The sequence below is a fragment of the Acinetobacter sp. YH12076 genome (assembly GCF_013419525.1).
In the GTDB taxonomy this organism is placed as follows: domain Bacteria; phylum Pseudomonadota; class Gammaproteobacteria; order Pseudomonadales; family Moraxellaceae; genus Acinetobacter; species Acinetobacter amyesii.
The window spans coordinates 66761-83082 of record NZ_VOZY01000010.1 but is presented as its reverse complement, the minus strand read 5'-3'; the positions used below and the strand labels follow the sequence as shown (position 1 = coordinate 83082).

18 protein-coding genes are annotated in these 16322 nt (G+C 39.6%); 7 read left to right on the top strand and 11 right to left on the bottom strand.

Annotated elements, in window-relative coordinates; genetic code table 11:
* Positions 1-137 precede the first annotated feature (137 nt).
* Positions 138-1547, top strand: coding sequence for an LLM class flavin-dependent oxidoreductase (locus FTU22_RS11370; protein ID WP_180094515.1), 1410 nt, complete (start codon positions 138-140; stop codon positions 1545-1547).
* 52 nt (positions 1548-1599) lie between these two features.
* On the opposite strand, the gene FTU22_RS11365 is transcribed toward FTU22_RS11370, so the two are convergent.
* Together FTU22_RS11365 and hpaI are read right to left on the bottom strand one after the other, a co-directional pair.
* On the bottom strand, positions 1600-1818 hold the full coding sequence (locus FTU22_RS11365; RefSeq protein WP_111883736.1) for a transposase: 219 nt from the start codon (positions 1816-1818) through the stop codon (positions 1600-1602).
* 327 nt (positions 1819-2145) lie between these two features.
* Positions 2146-2940: a 4-hydroxy-2-oxoheptanedioate aldolase gene (gene hpaI / locus FTU22_RS11360; protein WP_180094513.1), complete on the bottom strand. Its 795-nt coding sequence runs from the start codon at positions 2938-2940 to the stop codon at positions 2146-2148.
* Between the two features lie 252 nt (positions 2941-3192).
* Between hpaI and nfsB the strand changes: the two genes are divergently transcribed.
* Positions 3193-3846, top strand: coding sequence for an oxygen-insensitive NAD(P)H nitroreductase (gene nfsB / locus FTU22_RS11355; protein ID WP_111883737.1), 654 nt, complete (start codon positions 3193-3195; stop codon positions 3844-3846).
* Positions 3847-3961: 115 nt separating this feature from the next.
* Positions 3962-4195 carry a hypothetical protein gene (locus FTU22_RS11350; RefSeq protein ID WP_078188692.1) on the top strand — a complete coding sequence of 78 codons (234 nt, stop codon included), beginning with the start codon at positions 3962-3964 and terminating at the stop codon, positions 4193-4195.
* A gap of 338 nt (positions 4196-4533) precedes the next feature.
* On the opposite strand, the gene FTU22_RS11345 is transcribed toward FTU22_RS11350, so the two are convergent.
* The 4 genes from FTU22_RS11345 to FTU22_RS11330 all read right to left on the bottom strand — a co-directional run bounded on the left by FTU22_RS11345 (position 4534) and on the right by FTU22_RS11330 (position 8274).
* Positions 4534-5388, bottom strand: coding sequence for an EamA family transporter (locus FTU22_RS11345; protein WP_078193508.1), 855 nt, complete (start codon positions 5386-5388; stop codon positions 4534-4536).
* Between the two features lie 111 nt (positions 5389-5499).
* The gene (gene fba / locus FTU22_RS11340; RefSeq protein WP_078193509.1) at positions 5500-6537 is read right to left on the bottom strand and encodes a class II fructose-bisphosphate aldolase; all 1038 of its coding nucleotides are present in this window, start codon (positions 6535-6537) and stop codon (positions 5500-5502) included.
* 122 nt (positions 6538-6659) lie between these two features.
* Positions 6660-6935: a hypothetical protein gene (locus FTU22_RS11335; protein WP_078193510.1), complete on the bottom strand. Its 276-nt coding sequence runs from the start codon at positions 6933-6935 to the stop codon at positions 6660-6662.
* A gap of 151 nt (positions 6936-7086) precedes the next feature.
* Positions 7087-8274 (bottom strand): phosphoglycerate kinase, encoded by a 1188-nt coding sequence (locus FTU22_RS11330; RefSeq protein WP_180004638.1) that lies wholly within the window; start codon positions 8272-8274, stop codon positions 7087-7089.
* A gap of 140 nt (positions 8275-8414) precedes the next feature.
* On the opposite strand from FTU22_RS11330, the gene FTU22_RS11325 reads away from it, so the two are divergent.
* The 4 genes from FTU22_RS11325 to FTU22_RS11310 all read left to right on the top strand — a co-directional run bounded on the left by FTU22_RS11325 (position 8415) and on the right by FTU22_RS11310 (position 11306).
* Positions 8415-8798 carry a DUF2237 family protein gene (locus tag FTU22_RS11325; RefSeq protein WP_078188698.1) on the top strand — a complete coding sequence of 128 codons (384 nt, stop codon included), beginning with the start codon at positions 8415-8417 and terminating at the stop codon, positions 8796-8798.
* The gene (locus FTU22_RS11320) at positions 8798-9391 is read left to right on the top strand and encodes a nucleoside triphosphate pyrophosphatase (RefSeq protein WP_180094511.1); all 594 of its coding nucleotides are present in this window, start codon (positions 8798-8800) and stop codon (positions 9389-9391) included. The genes FTU22_RS11325 and FTU22_RS11320 overlap by 1 nt, the downstream gene beginning before the upstream one ends.
* Positions 9392-9497: 106 nt before the next feature.
* Positions 9498-10043: a hypothetical protein gene (locus tag FTU22_RS11315; RefSeq protein WP_180094509.1), complete on the top strand. Its 546-nt coding sequence runs from the start codon at positions 9498-9500 to the stop codon at positions 10041-10043.
* 96 nt (positions 10044-10139) lie between these two features.
* Positions 10140-11306: a cupin domain-containing protein gene (locus FTU22_RS11310; protein ID WP_180094507.1), complete on the top strand. Its 1167-nt coding sequence runs from the start codon at positions 10140-10142 to the stop codon at positions 11304-11306.
* A 50-nt stretch (positions 11307-11356) separates the two neighbouring features.
* Here FTU22_RS11310 and FTU22_RS11305 read toward each other — a convergent pair whose 3' ends face one another.
* The 5 genes from FTU22_RS11305 to rraA form a co-directional block, all read right to left on the bottom strand.
* The gene (locus FTU22_RS11305) at positions 11357-12052 is read right to left on the bottom strand and encodes a hypothetical protein (RefSeq protein ID WP_180094505.1); all 696 of its coding nucleotides are present in this window, start codon (positions 12050-12052) and stop codon (positions 11357-11359) included.
* A 23-nt stretch (positions 12053-12075) separates the two neighbouring features.
* Positions 12076-13968, bottom strand: a complete 1893-nt coding sequence (locus FTU22_RS11300; RefSeq protein WP_180094503.1) for an ATP-binding protein — start codon at positions 13966-13968, stop codon at positions 12076-12078.
* Entirely contained in the window at positions 13968-14651 is a 684-nt protein-coding gene (locus tag FTU22_RS11295; RefSeq protein WP_078188703.1) for a response regulator transcription factor, read from the bottom strand. Before FTU22_RS11295 ends, FTU22_RS11300 begins: the two co-directional genes overlap by 1 nt.
* A gap of 225 nt (positions 14652-14876) precedes the next feature.
* Positions 14877-15656 (bottom strand): glutathione S-transferase N-terminal domain-containing protein, encoded by a 780-nt coding sequence (locus FTU22_RS11290; protein ID WP_180094501.1) that lies wholly within the window; start codon positions 15654-15656, stop codon positions 14877-14879.
* A 148-nt stretch (positions 15657-15804) separates the two neighbouring features.
* Positions 15805-16317 (bottom strand): ribonuclease E activity regulator RraA, encoded by a 513-nt coding sequence (rraA, locus tag FTU22_RS11285; protein WP_078193517.1) that lies wholly within the window; start codon positions 16315-16317, stop codon positions 15805-15807.
* Positions 16318-16322: the final 5 nt, after the last annotated feature.

Genomic DNA, 16322 nt, shown 5'->3' with positions numbered 1-16322 from the left:
ATCCATATGAATATATGAAGTATTCAAAAATTATGATTAGCATTTATTCAGATTTGTTTTTGACTTTTTGTTAATAAATGCAGCTGTATTTTTATATACCCTCTTATGCAAGAGATTAAATAACCCAGTAAAAAATCATGTCTAAAAATATTCGCTTCAATGCCTTTGAAATGAACTGTATTGCACATCAGTCACCCGGTCTATGGCGTCATCCATTAGACCGTTCTACAGAATACAAAGACCTAGAATATTGGACCGACTTAGCTAAAATTTTAGAACGCGGAAAATTTGATGGTGTCTTTATAGCAGATGTTTTGGGTATCTATGATGTCTATCATGGTTCTGCTGAACATGCGCTGACTGGCGCAGTGCAAGTGCCAGTGAATGATCCTTTGCAAATTGTTCCAGCAATGGCAGCTGTCACCAAGCACTTAGGCTTTGGTGTCACGACTTCGATTTCATTTGAACATCCCTATCCTTTTGCACGACGTATGAGCACTTTAGATCACCTGACGAAAGGCCGTGCAGGTTGGAACATTGTGACTTCTTATCTAGAAAGTGGCTCTAAAAATCTAGGTCTGAAAACCCAAGTCAGCCATGATAACCGCTATGACATTGCAGATGAATATTTAGAGGTCCTCTATAAACTCTGGGAAGGTTCTTGGGAAGATGATGCTGTGCTACGCGATAAGCAAAAAGGGATTTTTGCCGATCACCGTAAAGTGCATCCAATTCAACATGAAGGAAAATACTTTACAGTTCCTGGCATTCATATTTGCGAACCTTCACCCCAGCGTACACCGGTTTTATATCAAGCTGGCGCTTCAGCACGCGGACAACAGTTTGCTAGTCAAAATGCGGAATGTGTTTTCATCTCTGCACCAACTCAAATTGCTGTAAAAAAACTGGCAGATGGTATTCGTTATAATTTAGTGAAAGAAGGCAAAGATCCGAATTCTGTTCTGATCTATACCATGCTGGCCATAGTGGTTGATGAGACCGATGAAAAAGCCCAAGCAAAATTCTGTGAATATCAGCAATATGGCAGCTATGACGGCGGCTTGACCCTGGCTTCTGGCTGGTCAGGTGTCGACTTTTCGCAGTTTAAACCAACAGATCAAGTTGAATACATTCAAACCGATGCCATTCAATCCATGCTGCAATCTTATGTAGAGGCAGATCCTAATAAAATTTGGACGATTGAGGAAATTGCAAAATGGACCAGTGTCGGCGGTAACGGCCCAGTCATTGTTGGCTCACCAATCACCGTGGCAGACCGCTTACAAGAGTGGATTGAGTACACAGGTATCGATGGCTTTAACTTAGCCTACATATTGGCGCATAAGAGTTTTGAAGATATTGTGGAATACGTGGTACCAGAATTACAACATCGTGGTGTATATCAAACAGAATATGCTGACGGAACCTTGCGTGAAAAACTCTTCGGCCAAGGCGCGAAATTGCCCGACAACCACCGTGCGGCGCAATACCGATATAAAAACCAAGCTCAAGTTGCGAACAAGCATCAACACCTTGAAATGGCTTAAGCCGCTTTTTTTTAGGAAAAAAAAACAGCAGATGATCTGCTGTTTTTTGCTTTCAGGCTAAGCGATATAGCTGGTTTGGGCCAGTATAGAAGCTTTTACCATCTAGATTCAGGTTAAATGTCTCGCCTGTTTCTAATTCAATCATTTGCCCAACATCAACCCAAATTAAACCAGCATTGGTATTTTGTTGACGTTTCAAAGGCACCAATTTCACATTAATTTCATCGCCATTTACAGCTTTGGCAGTTTGCCAAGTATTTAAAATATTCAAAAGATTTACTCAACATGTGAGCTTTTTGTGACAGAACAAAGAGATTAATCAATCGGGTTTGGAATAATAATTCTGTAGTTACAAAGATAAGATTCAAGTCAGAAGCTTGAATACAGATAAATCACAATCAGCTAAATAAAAAAGATAAGCAGGAACATTACCCGCTTCGAGTTAAGCAGAAGTATACAATATTGCGCTTTGATTAGCAAAAGTAGAGTTTACATATACTCTAAGCCACTACTTTTGCTAAAATTATTGAATTCAAATTTTAACCATCGAGTAAATTAATTATCCATACAGTGAATAATATAACGAAGGCTGTATCGCTTAGTAACCACCTTCTGTTTTCGTAACTGGGGTATCATTTTTGTATTTCGATAAAAGTTCACGTAACGAATTCATGAGCACACTGGTATCGACACCCACGGCAACAAATTCTGTGCCTAACTCGATATATTTCTGAGTCACATCATGTTGTGTCGACAAAATACCTGCAGCTTTACCCGCCTTACGTATGCGCTGAATCGCATCAATCACGGTTTTTTGTACTTCAGGATGATTCGGATTCCCTTGATAACCCATCGTCGCCGACAAATCTACTGCACCAATAAACACCCCATCGATGCCATCAATTTTCAATATTTCATCTAAGTTTTTAATCCCTTCAACCGACTCAATCTGAATCAGTAAACAGATATTTTCATGTGCATTTGCATAATAGTCAGCAATACTGTTCCAACGTGTTGCACGTGCTAATGCTGCACCAACGCCTCTAATACCCTCGGGTGGATAACGTACTGCCTTAACCATAAGTTGAGCTTGTTCAACAGTTTCGACCATAGGGATGAGCAAGGTTTGCGCACCGATATCCAACAATTGTTTAATCAGTTGCACACTACCAATTGGAGGTCGAACCACAGCCTGCGAAGGATATGCTGCAATACTTTGCAGTTGCGACAATGTCGTCCGCAAGTCACTTGGCGCATGCTCACCATCAATGAGCAACCAGTCATAACCTGCATTTGCAGCTATTTCAGTACCATAAGCATCGGCTAAACCGACCCACAAACCAATCTGCTGTTCGGTTTTTAATTTTTTCTTGAAATGATTGGTGTAATCCATCGCTGCTGTCTCATGCTTAAACTATGATTAACTACAATTGATTAAACGCCTTTTGGCAAAAACTACCAATAGCATTTATCTATCTTATGATTTTATATAACTCTAATTCGCACTTCATACAGCTTAAATCTGTTAATTTTTAGCCATTGAGTCCAGCATATACGACTAAGATCTATCCTTGGAAAATTTTCTCCTTAGACCATTTGTCCATTTATCCGCTAAACTACAGCAAACTATATCTGGAGATATTCGATGGATCTGTTAAACGTATCAAAACAACGCTATACCACGAAAGCATATAATCCTGCTAAAAAAATTCCACAGGAACAATTTGAGCGTTTATTACAAATACTCCGTTTAACACCATCTTCCATCAATATTCAGCCTTGGCATTTTTTTATTGCAGATCATGATGCAGCCAAACAACGCATTGCCAAAGCCTTAGTAGGAAAATATGCCTACAATGCCCCAAAAGTTTTAGATTCATCACATACGATTTTATTCTGTACTAAAGCAGACATCACTGCAGAGCATTTAGATAATCTTTTAAATCAGGATGATCGTAGTGGTCGCTTTAAAGATGACAAAGCAAAACAAGGTCAAAAAGACAGCCGTACAGGTTATGTCGATTATTATCGTAATGAAAAAGGTGATATTCAACGTTGGGCTGAAAACCAAACATTTATTGCTTTAGGTCAAATGCTTTTGGCAGCAGGCATTGAAGGTGTGGATGCAACACCGATTGGTGGATTTGACGAAGCGATCATCACTGAAGAATTGGGCTTAGTTGAACAAAACTTGATTCCTTCTGTACTGATGACTTTAGGCTATCGTAGCGAAAATGATTTCAATGCGAAATTACCTAAATCACGTCTGAATGCTGAAGAAATTTTTACACACCTCTAAGCTTTCCATAAAACCGACGAAAGGGGCAATTTTGCCTCTTTTTTGTCATTTCGGGACTTATTATTTAAACAATTATCGAGTATATTCTGCTCAAAATATACTCAGGTCTCTCCCTATGCCTACAGCTATAAAATTACCTATGAAATTTCATTGCGAAGCGTGCAATACGGTTTATTTACAAAAATATGCGGGCGATATGCTCCATAGCTATCCAAACTGCCCAAACTGTAAACAACCGGGTCAGTTACAAGGCACCATTGAAACTCAAGATTTCCTAAAACACCCCGTTGCAGTGGGTAAATGTTATTTTGAAAACACCTTACAACGTTTTCAACAACTCACACGTTAACTAAGCATCTAAAACTAAAAGCCCTCAAATCGAGGGCTTTTTTAATAACGACATATTTAGCAACAATGTGAAAATATAATATTTATAAATTGGTCTGAACTTTGCTGAATAATTTGAATCAGAACAACAAATCAAGCAGAGGTGGGACATGTCATATTTACTACAAATGCCGATGAAGTTTGAATGCGGTCATTGCCATCAAATGTATCTGCATACTTATCAATATACTGATCATCACTGCCCTGAGTGTCCAACCTGTCGAGATCAAGGACTGCTCATGGGCGTGGCTGAATGGGATGATTTACTACAACACCCGATCGTTTTTGCTAAAAATTATCTTAGACAGACATGGCATATGCTAAGCAAACCACACTCATGATCCCTGCAATCAAACCAAATACGGTTGCGACTCTCAATTTTTCTTTAAAGATGATGAGGCCCGCAACCACACCTAAAACCACGACCAAAATATTCATTCCAGCAAACACGATTGCAGGTGTGTCTTTAAGCAACATGTGGGCTTTCACATACAGTGCGATATTGGCAAAGTTCAAGAGACCTAAGCCCAATCCAGCGAGGATATTTTTGGTCTGCCCCAAACTGCCGTGCTGTACGATGTTATAAATACTCGAAAGTAAAAATGCACAAATAAACACCAAATTTAAAGTCACCGCAAACTGCATGCCCAAACCTGAAGCAAATTTTAATAGCACATCAATCAGTGCATAGCCTGCCCAAACGCTCAATAAAAATAAAATACCCTGCTTTCCATCAATGCTTCCCTTGCGCTGTGAAAATAAAATCAGCAATACCGCAAGTACACCAAGTGCGATACCAATGAGCTTAATGGCATTAAAATATTCACTGAAAATAAAATAGGCTGCGCTAAGAGAAAGCACAACAGATAAGCGCTGAGCCAATTCGGTTTTTAAAATACCCGCTGTTTGCAGTGAGCGTGCTAAGCAATAAAAAATCGTCGGCAGTAATACACCCAAAGCCGCAATTAAAACCCACGGCGTTTTATTAATCGAAATATGAGCTAGATCCGGCTTAAACCATAGAAAACATAAAATACTCGCAGATGCATAATTCCATGTGATCATTTGTGCAGGGTTAAACCCCCGATCACGACATAGTTTTAGAATTACTGAAACGAGAACACTGCAAATCGCGGCAGCAAAGATCAATTCCATGACACACTCTTATTCTTGAGTTGTATTTAAAGCAATTTTTCTAAGTTCAAATCAAAGAAAAGCCCACTTAATTGTGGGCTTTTCTTCAAAAATAATCTATCTCAAGACAAATTATTTATAGTGACTCACCATTTTCTCTAAAGAAATTGGACGAATCTTGTCAGCATTACCCGCTGTACCAAATGCTTCATAACGATCGATACAAATTTGTTTCATTGCATCAACAGTTGCAGAGAAGAATTTACGTGGGTCAAATTCAGCTGGTTTTTCAGCCATCATACGGCGCATAGCACCTGTAGATGCAAGACGTAAGTCAGTATCGATGTTAATTTTACGAACACCGTGTTTGATTGCGTCTACAAGTTGGTCTACTGGAACACCATAAGTTTCGCCGATGTTACCACCGAATTCATTAATTACAGCTAACCATTCTTGTGGCACAGAGCTTGAACCGTGCATTACAAGATGCGTATTTGGTAACGCAGCGTGAATTTCTTTAATACGGTCAATCGCTAAGATGTCACCTGTAGGTGGGCGAGTAAATTTGTACGCACCGTGTGAAGTACCCACTGCAATTGCAAGTGCGTCAACATTGGTATCAGCTACAAATGAACGCGCTTCTTCAACTGAAGTTAAAAGCTGAGAATGGTCAAGTACGCCTTCAGCGCCTACACCATCTTCTTCACCAGCCATACCAGTTTCAAGGCTACCTAAACAACCGATTTCGCCTTCTACTGAAACGCCACACGCATGTGCCATTTGAACAGTACGACGAGTCACGTCTACGTTGTATTCGTATGAAGTTGGTGTTTTACCGTCTTCACCTAAAGAACCATCCATCATCACTGATGAGAAGCCGAGTTGAATAGAACGTTGACATACATCAGGGCTAGTACCATGGTCTTGGTGCATAACCACAGGAATATGTGGCCATTCTTCAATTGCTGCCAAAATCAAATGACGCAAGAACGGAGCGCCTGCATACTTACGTGCACCCGCAGATGCTTGTACAATTACAGGTGAATTTGTTGCATCTGCTGCAAGCATAATTGCACGCATTTGTTCTAAGTTGTTTACGTTGAATGCTGGTACGCCGTAAGCATGTTCGCCGGCGTGATCCAAGAGCTGGCGCAATGAAATAAGAGCCATAATATCCTCCCAGGTAATGCCGCATATTCTACATGCTCAATCATTTCAATTCAGCAACAAATAACACTATTTAAAAAAAAATCCCTGCATTTGCAGGGACTTTTTAAATAAAGACAACAATCTTAGTGAGCTGCTGCTGCTGAAGCGGCTGTTTCAGCGTCAGCTGTTGCTTCGTCTGCAGGTGCATTTGCAATTTCAGCAGGAACATCTTGGTTCTTTTCATCCAATACTGGCTTATCAAGTTCATCAATGGCTTTTTGTTGTTCTGGCGTTGTTTGAGCATTATCTACGGCAACAGCAGATGCTTCTGATTCCGTTGGTGCAGACTCTTTTTTAGCACAAGCTGTCAAAGTTAATGGTGCGATTAAAAGTACAGCAAGTGCAAGTTTTAAGTTCATCGTTGTTTCCTACTACTGCGAATTAGGTGTTGCGATGAATTTTATTGCAGAAATATTGCACTTTGATGACGGCAAAATGAATGGATCATAAAAAAAGGCTGACCGAAGCCAACCTTTTTTAATACTGTATTATCTTATTGATAATGCTTCATTAAGCACGTTCGATAAGCGCTGCTACAGCAGGAAGTGTTTTACCTTCGACGAATTCAAGGAAGGCACCACCACCAGTCGAGATATAACCAATTTTGTCTGCAACTTCATATTTATCAATTGCAGCAAGCGTGTCACCACCACCCGCGATCGAGAAGCCTTCAGATTCAGCAATCGCTAAAGACAATGCTTTAGTGCCTTCGCCGAATTGATCAACTTCAAACACACCTACTGGACCATTCCATAGAATAGTTTTTGAAGTTTTCAAAATCTCAGCAAATGCTTTTGCAGTTTCAGGGCCCACATCCAAAATCATGTCGTTGTCTGTTACATCTTCAACTTTTTTCACGACAGCTTTAGCAGCAGCTAATGAACCGAGGAAGTCTGCAAAATCAATTTCAGCAGCATCAGCAACAACAACATCTGTTGGAAGTGGTACAGATACTTTTGCAGCAATGGCTTTTGCAGTGTCGATCAAGTCATTTTCACAAAGTGATTTACCAACATTGAAGCCTGCAGCAGCTAAGAATGTATTGGCGATACCACCACCCACGATCAATTGATCACAGATGTCAGATAGTGAAGTTAATACATCTAATTTAGTAGAAACTTTTGAGCCAGCAACAATCGCAACCATTGGTTTTGCAGGAGTTTTAAGTGCACGACCTAGCGCGTCAAGCTCAGCAGCAAGTAAAGGACCCGCAGCAGCCACTTTTGCACAACGTGCTACGCCTTCAGTCGATGCTTCTGCACGGTGAGCCGTACCAAATGCATCCATAACGTAAACATCACAAAGTGCTGCATATTTAGCTGATAATTCAGGATTGTTTTTCTTTTCACCCACGTTGAAACGGCAGTTTTCTAGTAAAACCACTTGACCTGGCGCAACGTCAACACCGTCTAAATAATCAGTGATCAGTTGAACATCTTGACCCAAAGCTTCTGTTAAATAAGCGGCTACAGGTGCTAGAGACTGTTCTGCTTTAGGCTCACCTTCAACAGGACGACCTAAGTGTGAATACACCATTACAGCAGCACCTTTTTCTACAGCTGCTTTAATTGTTGGCAACGCCGCACGTAAACGTGCATCGCTTGTAATCACGCCATTTTTAACTGGTACGTTAAGATCTTCACGGATCAGAACACGTTTACCCGCCAAATCTAGGTCAGTCATACGCTGAAAGTTCATGCATTACTCTCTTTTATTGATATCAAAACGCGACGATTTTAAATGATTATGCAGAAAAACGTTAGCTTCTTTTGCAGAAAAGCTATGTCGAGCCAAAGTTTTGTTATGATAGCGAAAAGCCTTATAAAGATTCAGCGCTTATGTCGATTCATCCAGACCCAAATATTAATCGTTTAAATGTTTTAGGCGAACCCTTGGCAAGCTGTTGTTTTGATCCGATTACCGGATATTTTAGAAATGGCTTTTGCCATACAGCAACAACAGACCTTGGTCAGCATACGATGTGTGCACAAATGACATCTGAATTTTTAAACTTTTCCCAAAAAGTTGGCAATGACCTAATCACACCCTTACCCGAAGTTGGTTTTCCAGGACTACAACCTGGTGACTTCTGGTGTATCTGTGTGACTCGCTGGGTGGAGGCGTATCAAGAAGGATTTGCCCCACCTATTAAAATACAAGCGTGTCACCAAGCGGCGCTGTCTTATGTGCCGCTTGATGTACTTATGGAATATGCAGTGTAATGAGTACTCCCAAAATCATTTTGGCTTCGAGCAGCCAAACCCGTAAAGACCTGATGGACCGTTTACGGATTGATTACCTCTCAATCGTACCAGATATAGACGAAACACCTCGTGGTGAGAACCACGCTGATGAGTTAGCAAAGCGACTGGCATTTGAAAAAGCTTTAGCAATTGCAAACCAACACCCAGACGCGATTGTGATTGGTTCTGACCAAGTCGCATGGCGCGAAGGCGCACCAGATATTTTTATCGGTAAACCGCTTTGCGATGAAAAAGCCATTAAGCAGCTTCAAGCCAATTCTGACAAAATCGTTTATTTCAGTACGGCACTCAGTGTGCAACAAAAATCGACAGGTTTTGAACAAACCCTTGTCGAGCACTATAAAGTGAAGTTTCGCAAACTTAGCTTGCCTGAAATTGAACGTTATGTTCAGGTTGAACAACCGTTACACTGCGCTGGCAGTTTTAAATGTGAAAGTTTAGGGATTAGCTTATTTGAAGAAATGATCGGGCAAGACCAAACTACACTCATGGGTATGCCGATGATTAAACTCTGCAATATTTTGCGTGAGCTTAAGATCTTAGTCCCATAATTTTAAAATCTTTATTTGTTACAGCATAATAAACACATCATTAGCTCTTTATGGGCTAATGATTAAAAAGTCACTTACTTATTTATTACAACCAAGAACTGAAAACATGAAAACGTTTAATTTAATTTCATCTAGCCTCATTAGCATTAGCCTTCTATTTTGTTCGACAAACGGTCATACCAATACAGTGAATCAAACTGTAACCAACTCTCAGCAATACAACAAAAACTTAGTCAATGAATGGGTTCAATATAAATTTATCCATGCTGAATTAGAACAACAAGGCGCTGCAATGCAGGAGCAAATCATTCAACAGCTAGGCACTAAGACCAAAACCGGTGGTAGTAACAGGCCAGAACAACAAATCAATAAACTGGTTGCTCTAGGCAAACAAAAATTTGAAAGCATTCAACCACAAACAGTTGAAGTAAAAAAACTTCTAAAACTACAAACCGAAAACATTGAAATGATGGCAAAAGTCATGCCGAATCATTTCAAATTAATATCTGATAAAGAAAATACTAAAATTGATACCAATGCACATTTTGAGCAATTCATGAAATTTTCAGCGACTACGGCTGCTGCCAATAGCTATGATTTGGAAGTTGAAAAATTAGTCATGCAATATCTCAAAGACAATCCTTTAAAATAGTCTCAAGCTAATCGAAATAATTTAATGAAATAGAGCCTTGCTAAAAACTGGAATCTCAAGGGACAATATATCCATTGAAATTGTATGTATTTAGCTATGGCTCATTCTCTTGACATCCTCGGCGGTATCAGCGCTGAACAGTTCCTTGCCGAATATTGGCAGAAAAAACCATTATTGGTTCGTAATGCACTCCCTGAAATTGCCCATATACTAGAACCCAAAGACATTCTTGAATTGGCTTTAGAAGATAACGTCACTGCACGTCTCATCAAGCAAAAAGATCGTGATCCAAACCAATGGACAGTGAAATCTTCTCCACTACTTAAAGCCGATTTTCAAAAAATGCCGAAACTCTGGACTTTATTGGTTCAAGCTGTTGATCATTATTCTTTTGACTTAGCCGAGCTATGGAAGCAGTTTTCATTTATTCCGCAATGGCGTCGTGATGACATCATGGTGTCGTATGCACAAAAAGGCGGCTCTGTCGGACAACATTTTGATTTTTACGATGTCTTCCTCGTACAAGGCTATGGTCATCGCCGTTGGCAATTGGGTCAGATGTGTGATGCAGATACTGCATTTGTAGAAGGTCAACCACTTCGCTTACTACCAGAAATGGACGTACATTTTGATGAAGTGCTTGCTCCCGGCGACTTACTTTATGTGCCACCAGGCCTATCACACTATGGCGTAGCTGAAGATGAATGTCTGACCTATTCATTTGGCTTCCGCATGCCAAATTTCACTGAAATGATGGATCGAGTGACAGACAAATTCACAAACAATCCTCTACTTAAAAATCCATTAACTGACATTATACGTGACCAAATCAGTGCGATTGGCCAAGTGACTGAAAATGAACTTGAGTATTTAAAAGAAAAGTTATTTGAACAATTACATAATTCAACCGTACTTGAAGATGCAATCATGAGCTTAATGTCAGAACCTAAATATCCTGACAATATTCCTGAAGCCGAAGAAATTGGCACTGGTGATTTAGAGGAAGCTCTAGATCAAGGCTATCAGCTCATGTTAGAACCGGCTTCACGCTTACTATATACAGAGCAAGACGGTGATATTTTGTTTTGGGCAAATGGCGAAGGAATCTGTATCTCAGACGAATTTGCAGTGCATTTAAAAACCATTGCCGATGGCCAAAGTCTAGCGCTAGACGAATCTTTATATGATGCTGATATCTTAGAAGATATTGCCATGCTATTAAATGAATCTGTGCTGATGCTCGTCCCAACGGAAGCTGAATAAACTCAATAAAAAGGGAGCGTCATGCTCCCTTTTTATACTGCTGAATAGCATTATTTTCGCTTTCTACGATTTAAAAAATCTTCGACTTGATCGGCTTTTTTCTCCACGATCACACGATAAACCCATACAATCAATAACACCAATCCAATAAACCAAAGATAGCGCATTACACCGTATTGACTACCTTTGCCTTGCCAAATTTGTAATTCAATACTTTGAAACTCCACATTCCTTGACTCTAACAAACTCAGTTGACTGGTCATACTATTTGGCTCAATGGCAGCATTGACTGAAAACGGCGCACCGTCCATAACAAAAATAAAATCTTGTCCTGCATCCAATGTTTCTAATCGTTCAACCTGATCAACACCTGCATCCATTTGCATAAGATTGCTTGAGATTTGTTGAATAGCGGCATTGTAGTTATCAATTTGAAATTTTACAGATGCCTCACCACTGGTCATTGCCCTACCTCTGACCAACAAGACTGCACGATATGGGTTTTGGCTCGATGTCGCCGTGTAATCCACTGCAAAATTTTTAGTGTTTAATGCATTTGTATCGCTTTGACTTTCACTGAGTAATTGTTGAATTTCTTCGGTACTTAACACTGCTTGTTGGAACAAAATCTGCCCATACTCACCTGGTTTAGACGCATGATCCTGCGAACCACAAGCGGCGATAAAAGTGACACAGCAGAAGAATGCAATGCGCTTTAGATGACTTAATATCGAATTGATCATCATTTTTATTATTTCAACATATTATTTTATGCAGCTGATTTTAAATTAATTTCTGTTTGAATAATGGTACAGCCTTGCTGAGAATGAATTTTGAAATTTCCGCCTATACGCTCCACACGCATTTTCATACTTCTCATACCGATACTCATGCCATGATTTGAAACACTCTCAACATCAAAACCGACGCCATCATCTTCAATAGTTAATAACAATGCGCCATTTTCGAACTGTGACAGCGTGACATTGACATGATTTGCTTGGCTATGTTTCACAATATTGGTCAGGCTTTCTTCAATCACTCGTATTAAAGTCAGACACTGAATTGCCGTTGGTTTGATCGCCCACTGCGAAGGAATACACCATTTGGCATTCATTTCCACTTCATCCATCAACTGACTAAAGCGATGTCGAACAGGTGCGATCCAGAGCAAAGGTGAATCTGGCACTTTACTGTCTAAAGATGATCCACTATCAATAATTTGCCTTAAATCATCGCGCAATAATTTCAACATCGACAAGAACTGTTTGTTTGGAATATTACTTTCGCACTGATCAACCAAGATCATCGAGCGCACAATGGATGCGCCCAGACCATCATGCAGATCATGCGATAATTTAATCCGTTCCTGCAGGCGTACATTACTCAGTTCAAGCTGATGTTTATCATTCAAGCTACTACATAGTTCATCACTGACTTTCTGAACTTCAAATGCCAAATCATCATTATATTTTTCAATTTTCTGTATATTTCGATTGAGTCTCGCCCCCAAGATCACCACTATAAATAAGGTTATAATCGGTGAAGTAAAGGGTGATAAAGGTGTAAAATTTTCTTTTGGAAAGAGTACCAAGACCATGATGTCAGCTATGACTATCACAATTATCGCAGTCAAACAGATTGCTAATAAAATATAGTCCTTTCTTCGTTCTTTGAAACAAATTTTACACAGATAGAGGTAAGTGATAAAAAAGAATGCACAATACAAAAAGAAAATAAGGCTCGAAATATCTGCATTTTGTTCAAATGGCCAGATACACACCACACCAATCAGTGCAGCAGTCAACATTGTAAATGACAGTTCTATTCGTGGAAACTTACGCCCAAGAAAGCGTAAGATATAAATGCTAAAGCACTGAAAGTACAGCATTACAAATATCAGATTAGCTTTGGCAGAAAAAACCGAATCTGGGTATGGAAAGGTTTCAGTAGTCAGGGCATTACTGAGAAATAAAATCCACAGCACTGTTGAAAGCGCAAACCAGCCAAAACTGGTATCACGAGGACGCATCAACCAAATAATAAAGCAAATTAGACCCAAGACCCCAGAAAGAAAAATATTTAACTGTAATATGGTCCGACGTGTAAACGTTGTTTTTTCAGCTTGCTCAACCGTTGCCATTACATTGTTAAATACTACTGGGCCCAAGCCAGCATTTAAACTCGAGTAACCATACACATAGATCAAAGTTTCATTATGATCATGTTTGATTCCACTTATCGGTAAAATCCAATAGCGCGCAACATTCCAACTTTTAGAAATCGGTTCTTGAAGATTTTTATTGGTCCACAGCAAGTCGCCATTCAGAAAGACTGAACCCGTATTAATGATATAATCAATATATAGTACGATGGGTTCTGCCAAACGGGCATTATTTTTACAGTACCAAGACCAGTCTAGTTTATACCAAGCACCACCTTGATAACCTTCCCAGTCTTTATCTTCTTTCCAACGATCAGGTAATTGTGTGGTTTTCCATCCCGTTCGGGGTAATTCTTGATTGGATGGTGTTTTCACCCGTGAAATGCTATTCACAGTTACATTACATTGATCATTTACAGGGAATACTTGCTCTGCATGACTCAAGCTCCCCCATACTAAACAGAGGATAAATAATACAAAATATCCTCCTTTACGCATTATAAAATACCCATAGATCTTGCTGTACTCACGGCTTTTGTTCGTTTCGTTACGGCTAATTTTCGGTAAATATGTTTAATATGGCTTTCTACGGTATAGCGTGATACAAAAAGCTGTTCAGCAATCTCACGATTACTCAAACCTTGAGCAACCAAACATAAAATTTCTTTTTCACGACTGGTCAGCAGGTTTAAGTCTGCTTCATCGGCGACTGTTTGTTCTGGACTTGGTGCTTCAGCTTCAGATATTTGTTTGAGGATTTCTCGTGCAATAAATGGGTCAATCGGCGCCCCACCACGTAAAATACTCCGAATAGATAAAAGTACTTCAGCATCATCACGTTCTTTTAATACATAGCCTGTTGCGCCTGCTTTAATCGCAGCAAATAAGCTTTCTTGTGTACTCCATGCAGAGACAACCAAGATCATAGTATTACTTTCGAGGGAACGTATTTTTTCAATAATTTCGATACCACTACCATCAGGCAAACCTAAGTCAACTAAGGCTAAGGATATCGGTTGGGTCTCTACGGCTTGAATAGATTCTTTAACATTTTTGGTGAAGATAAGCTCTTCACGCTTATAACCCAGCTCCGTCAAAATTTGACGTAAACGTAATTGAATAATTTCCTCATCTTCAACGACGAGCACCGGTACGGGTAGTATGACTTCTTGTGGTGACATGATTTACTTCCCCCGAAAAAATGAAATGTCTTTTACATTAATGAGTTTAATCCTTTTAGGATATCCCTATAACTAAGTAAATTTCTTATTTTTAATAATTTATTCTAATTCAATTGATGCAGCTATGATGCATTTTTCTTCTAATTTTAAATCCACTTAACATTACAATATGTGTATAGCCATCAGTCTGACTATACACTGTACTTAGCTTAAACTTGAGTAAGATTAGCTCAAATATTGCTTTTTCAGATATTTTACAATTTTTTCAGATTCAAAAAGTTCTACACCAGTATTAGGGTCTTTCAAGTATGGTACTTGAATATTGTTCCCCATGATTTTTAACACTTGTTCACGCTTACCACCTTTTAGAGGTACATATTTACCCGGTTTTAAGCGCATTATCGCTAATCCCTGATCTTGCCAACGCTCCTTGGCCACATTATGAAAAGTATATGCCAGCTCCATTTCAGACAATGTGCTACGTACGATGCGTGTATATGGACTCGCTTCAAAACCCCATAGTTCTAAGAGTTGACTTGGAGCATCACGATGGATAACTTTACGCTGCACCCACACTCCTTGAGCCCCATTAATTAAGGTTCCAACATAGGCAACATACGGAATTTTAGGATAACTGGCATATTTCTTAGGAGTCTGACCTGTTTTGCCATAATGTTTAAATAAATGATGAATAATTTGCTGAGATTCGTACAAACGATCCCCTGTATTGTCATCCACCAAGAAAGGGAATTGCTGTTTTCCACCTAATTTCTGTACCTCTAAACGGTACTTTTTAGCCCCTTTGGGACATGGGTAAACCTCATAATCCAAATTAAGTGTGGTCAAAACTTCACGCACACGACGGCAATAGGGAGAACCTTCAAATTCGTACAGTTTAAGGGCTTTTTCAGGTTGTTTGGGATAAGGCGTCCCATTTGTACCACGTCCTCCCTCTACTACGCCTGAGAGCAACGCTTGCGCCACTTTTAATTGATGCAACAACATACTTTTCTTCCTTTCTTCTTTTATTTCGTATTTTTTATACAACAGCCGAGTGCCCTCAGCTGATGTTTGTATTTACTTTTTCACATTTATATCGTCGTGTATGAGCAAAAATCACGCTTTCATTTCACGACTAAAAATTCAAACACACTTATAGAGCAACCAATTGCTCTTTTGAAACAACAATGCCGTTATTGTCAGCATAAATAAAATCACCAGATTGAATGTTTACACCACCAAAACTTAATGGAATATCTGTTTCACCCACGCCTTTGCGGTTACTTTTTTGTGGAATCGCAGCCAAAGCATGCACACCTAAATCAAGTTCGGCTATCGCATCGACATCACGCACACAGCCGTAAATAATGACACCATTCCAATGATTGTTGACTGCAGATTCAGCAATCATATCGCCCATCAAGGCACAGCGCATCGACGCACCACCATCCACAACCAATACTTTACCCGTACCATCGGTTGCCAATAATTCTTTAACACGAGAGTTATCTTCAAAACATTTGACCGTCACCACCTGACCGCCAAAACTTTTTCGTGCACCATAACTTTGAAAGAATTTACCATCCATTGATGGGATCACCACTTGTAATTCTTTGTCTGGATGATCATCAAGTAAATCACAAGTGACGAATGGAACTGTAGACACGGTAT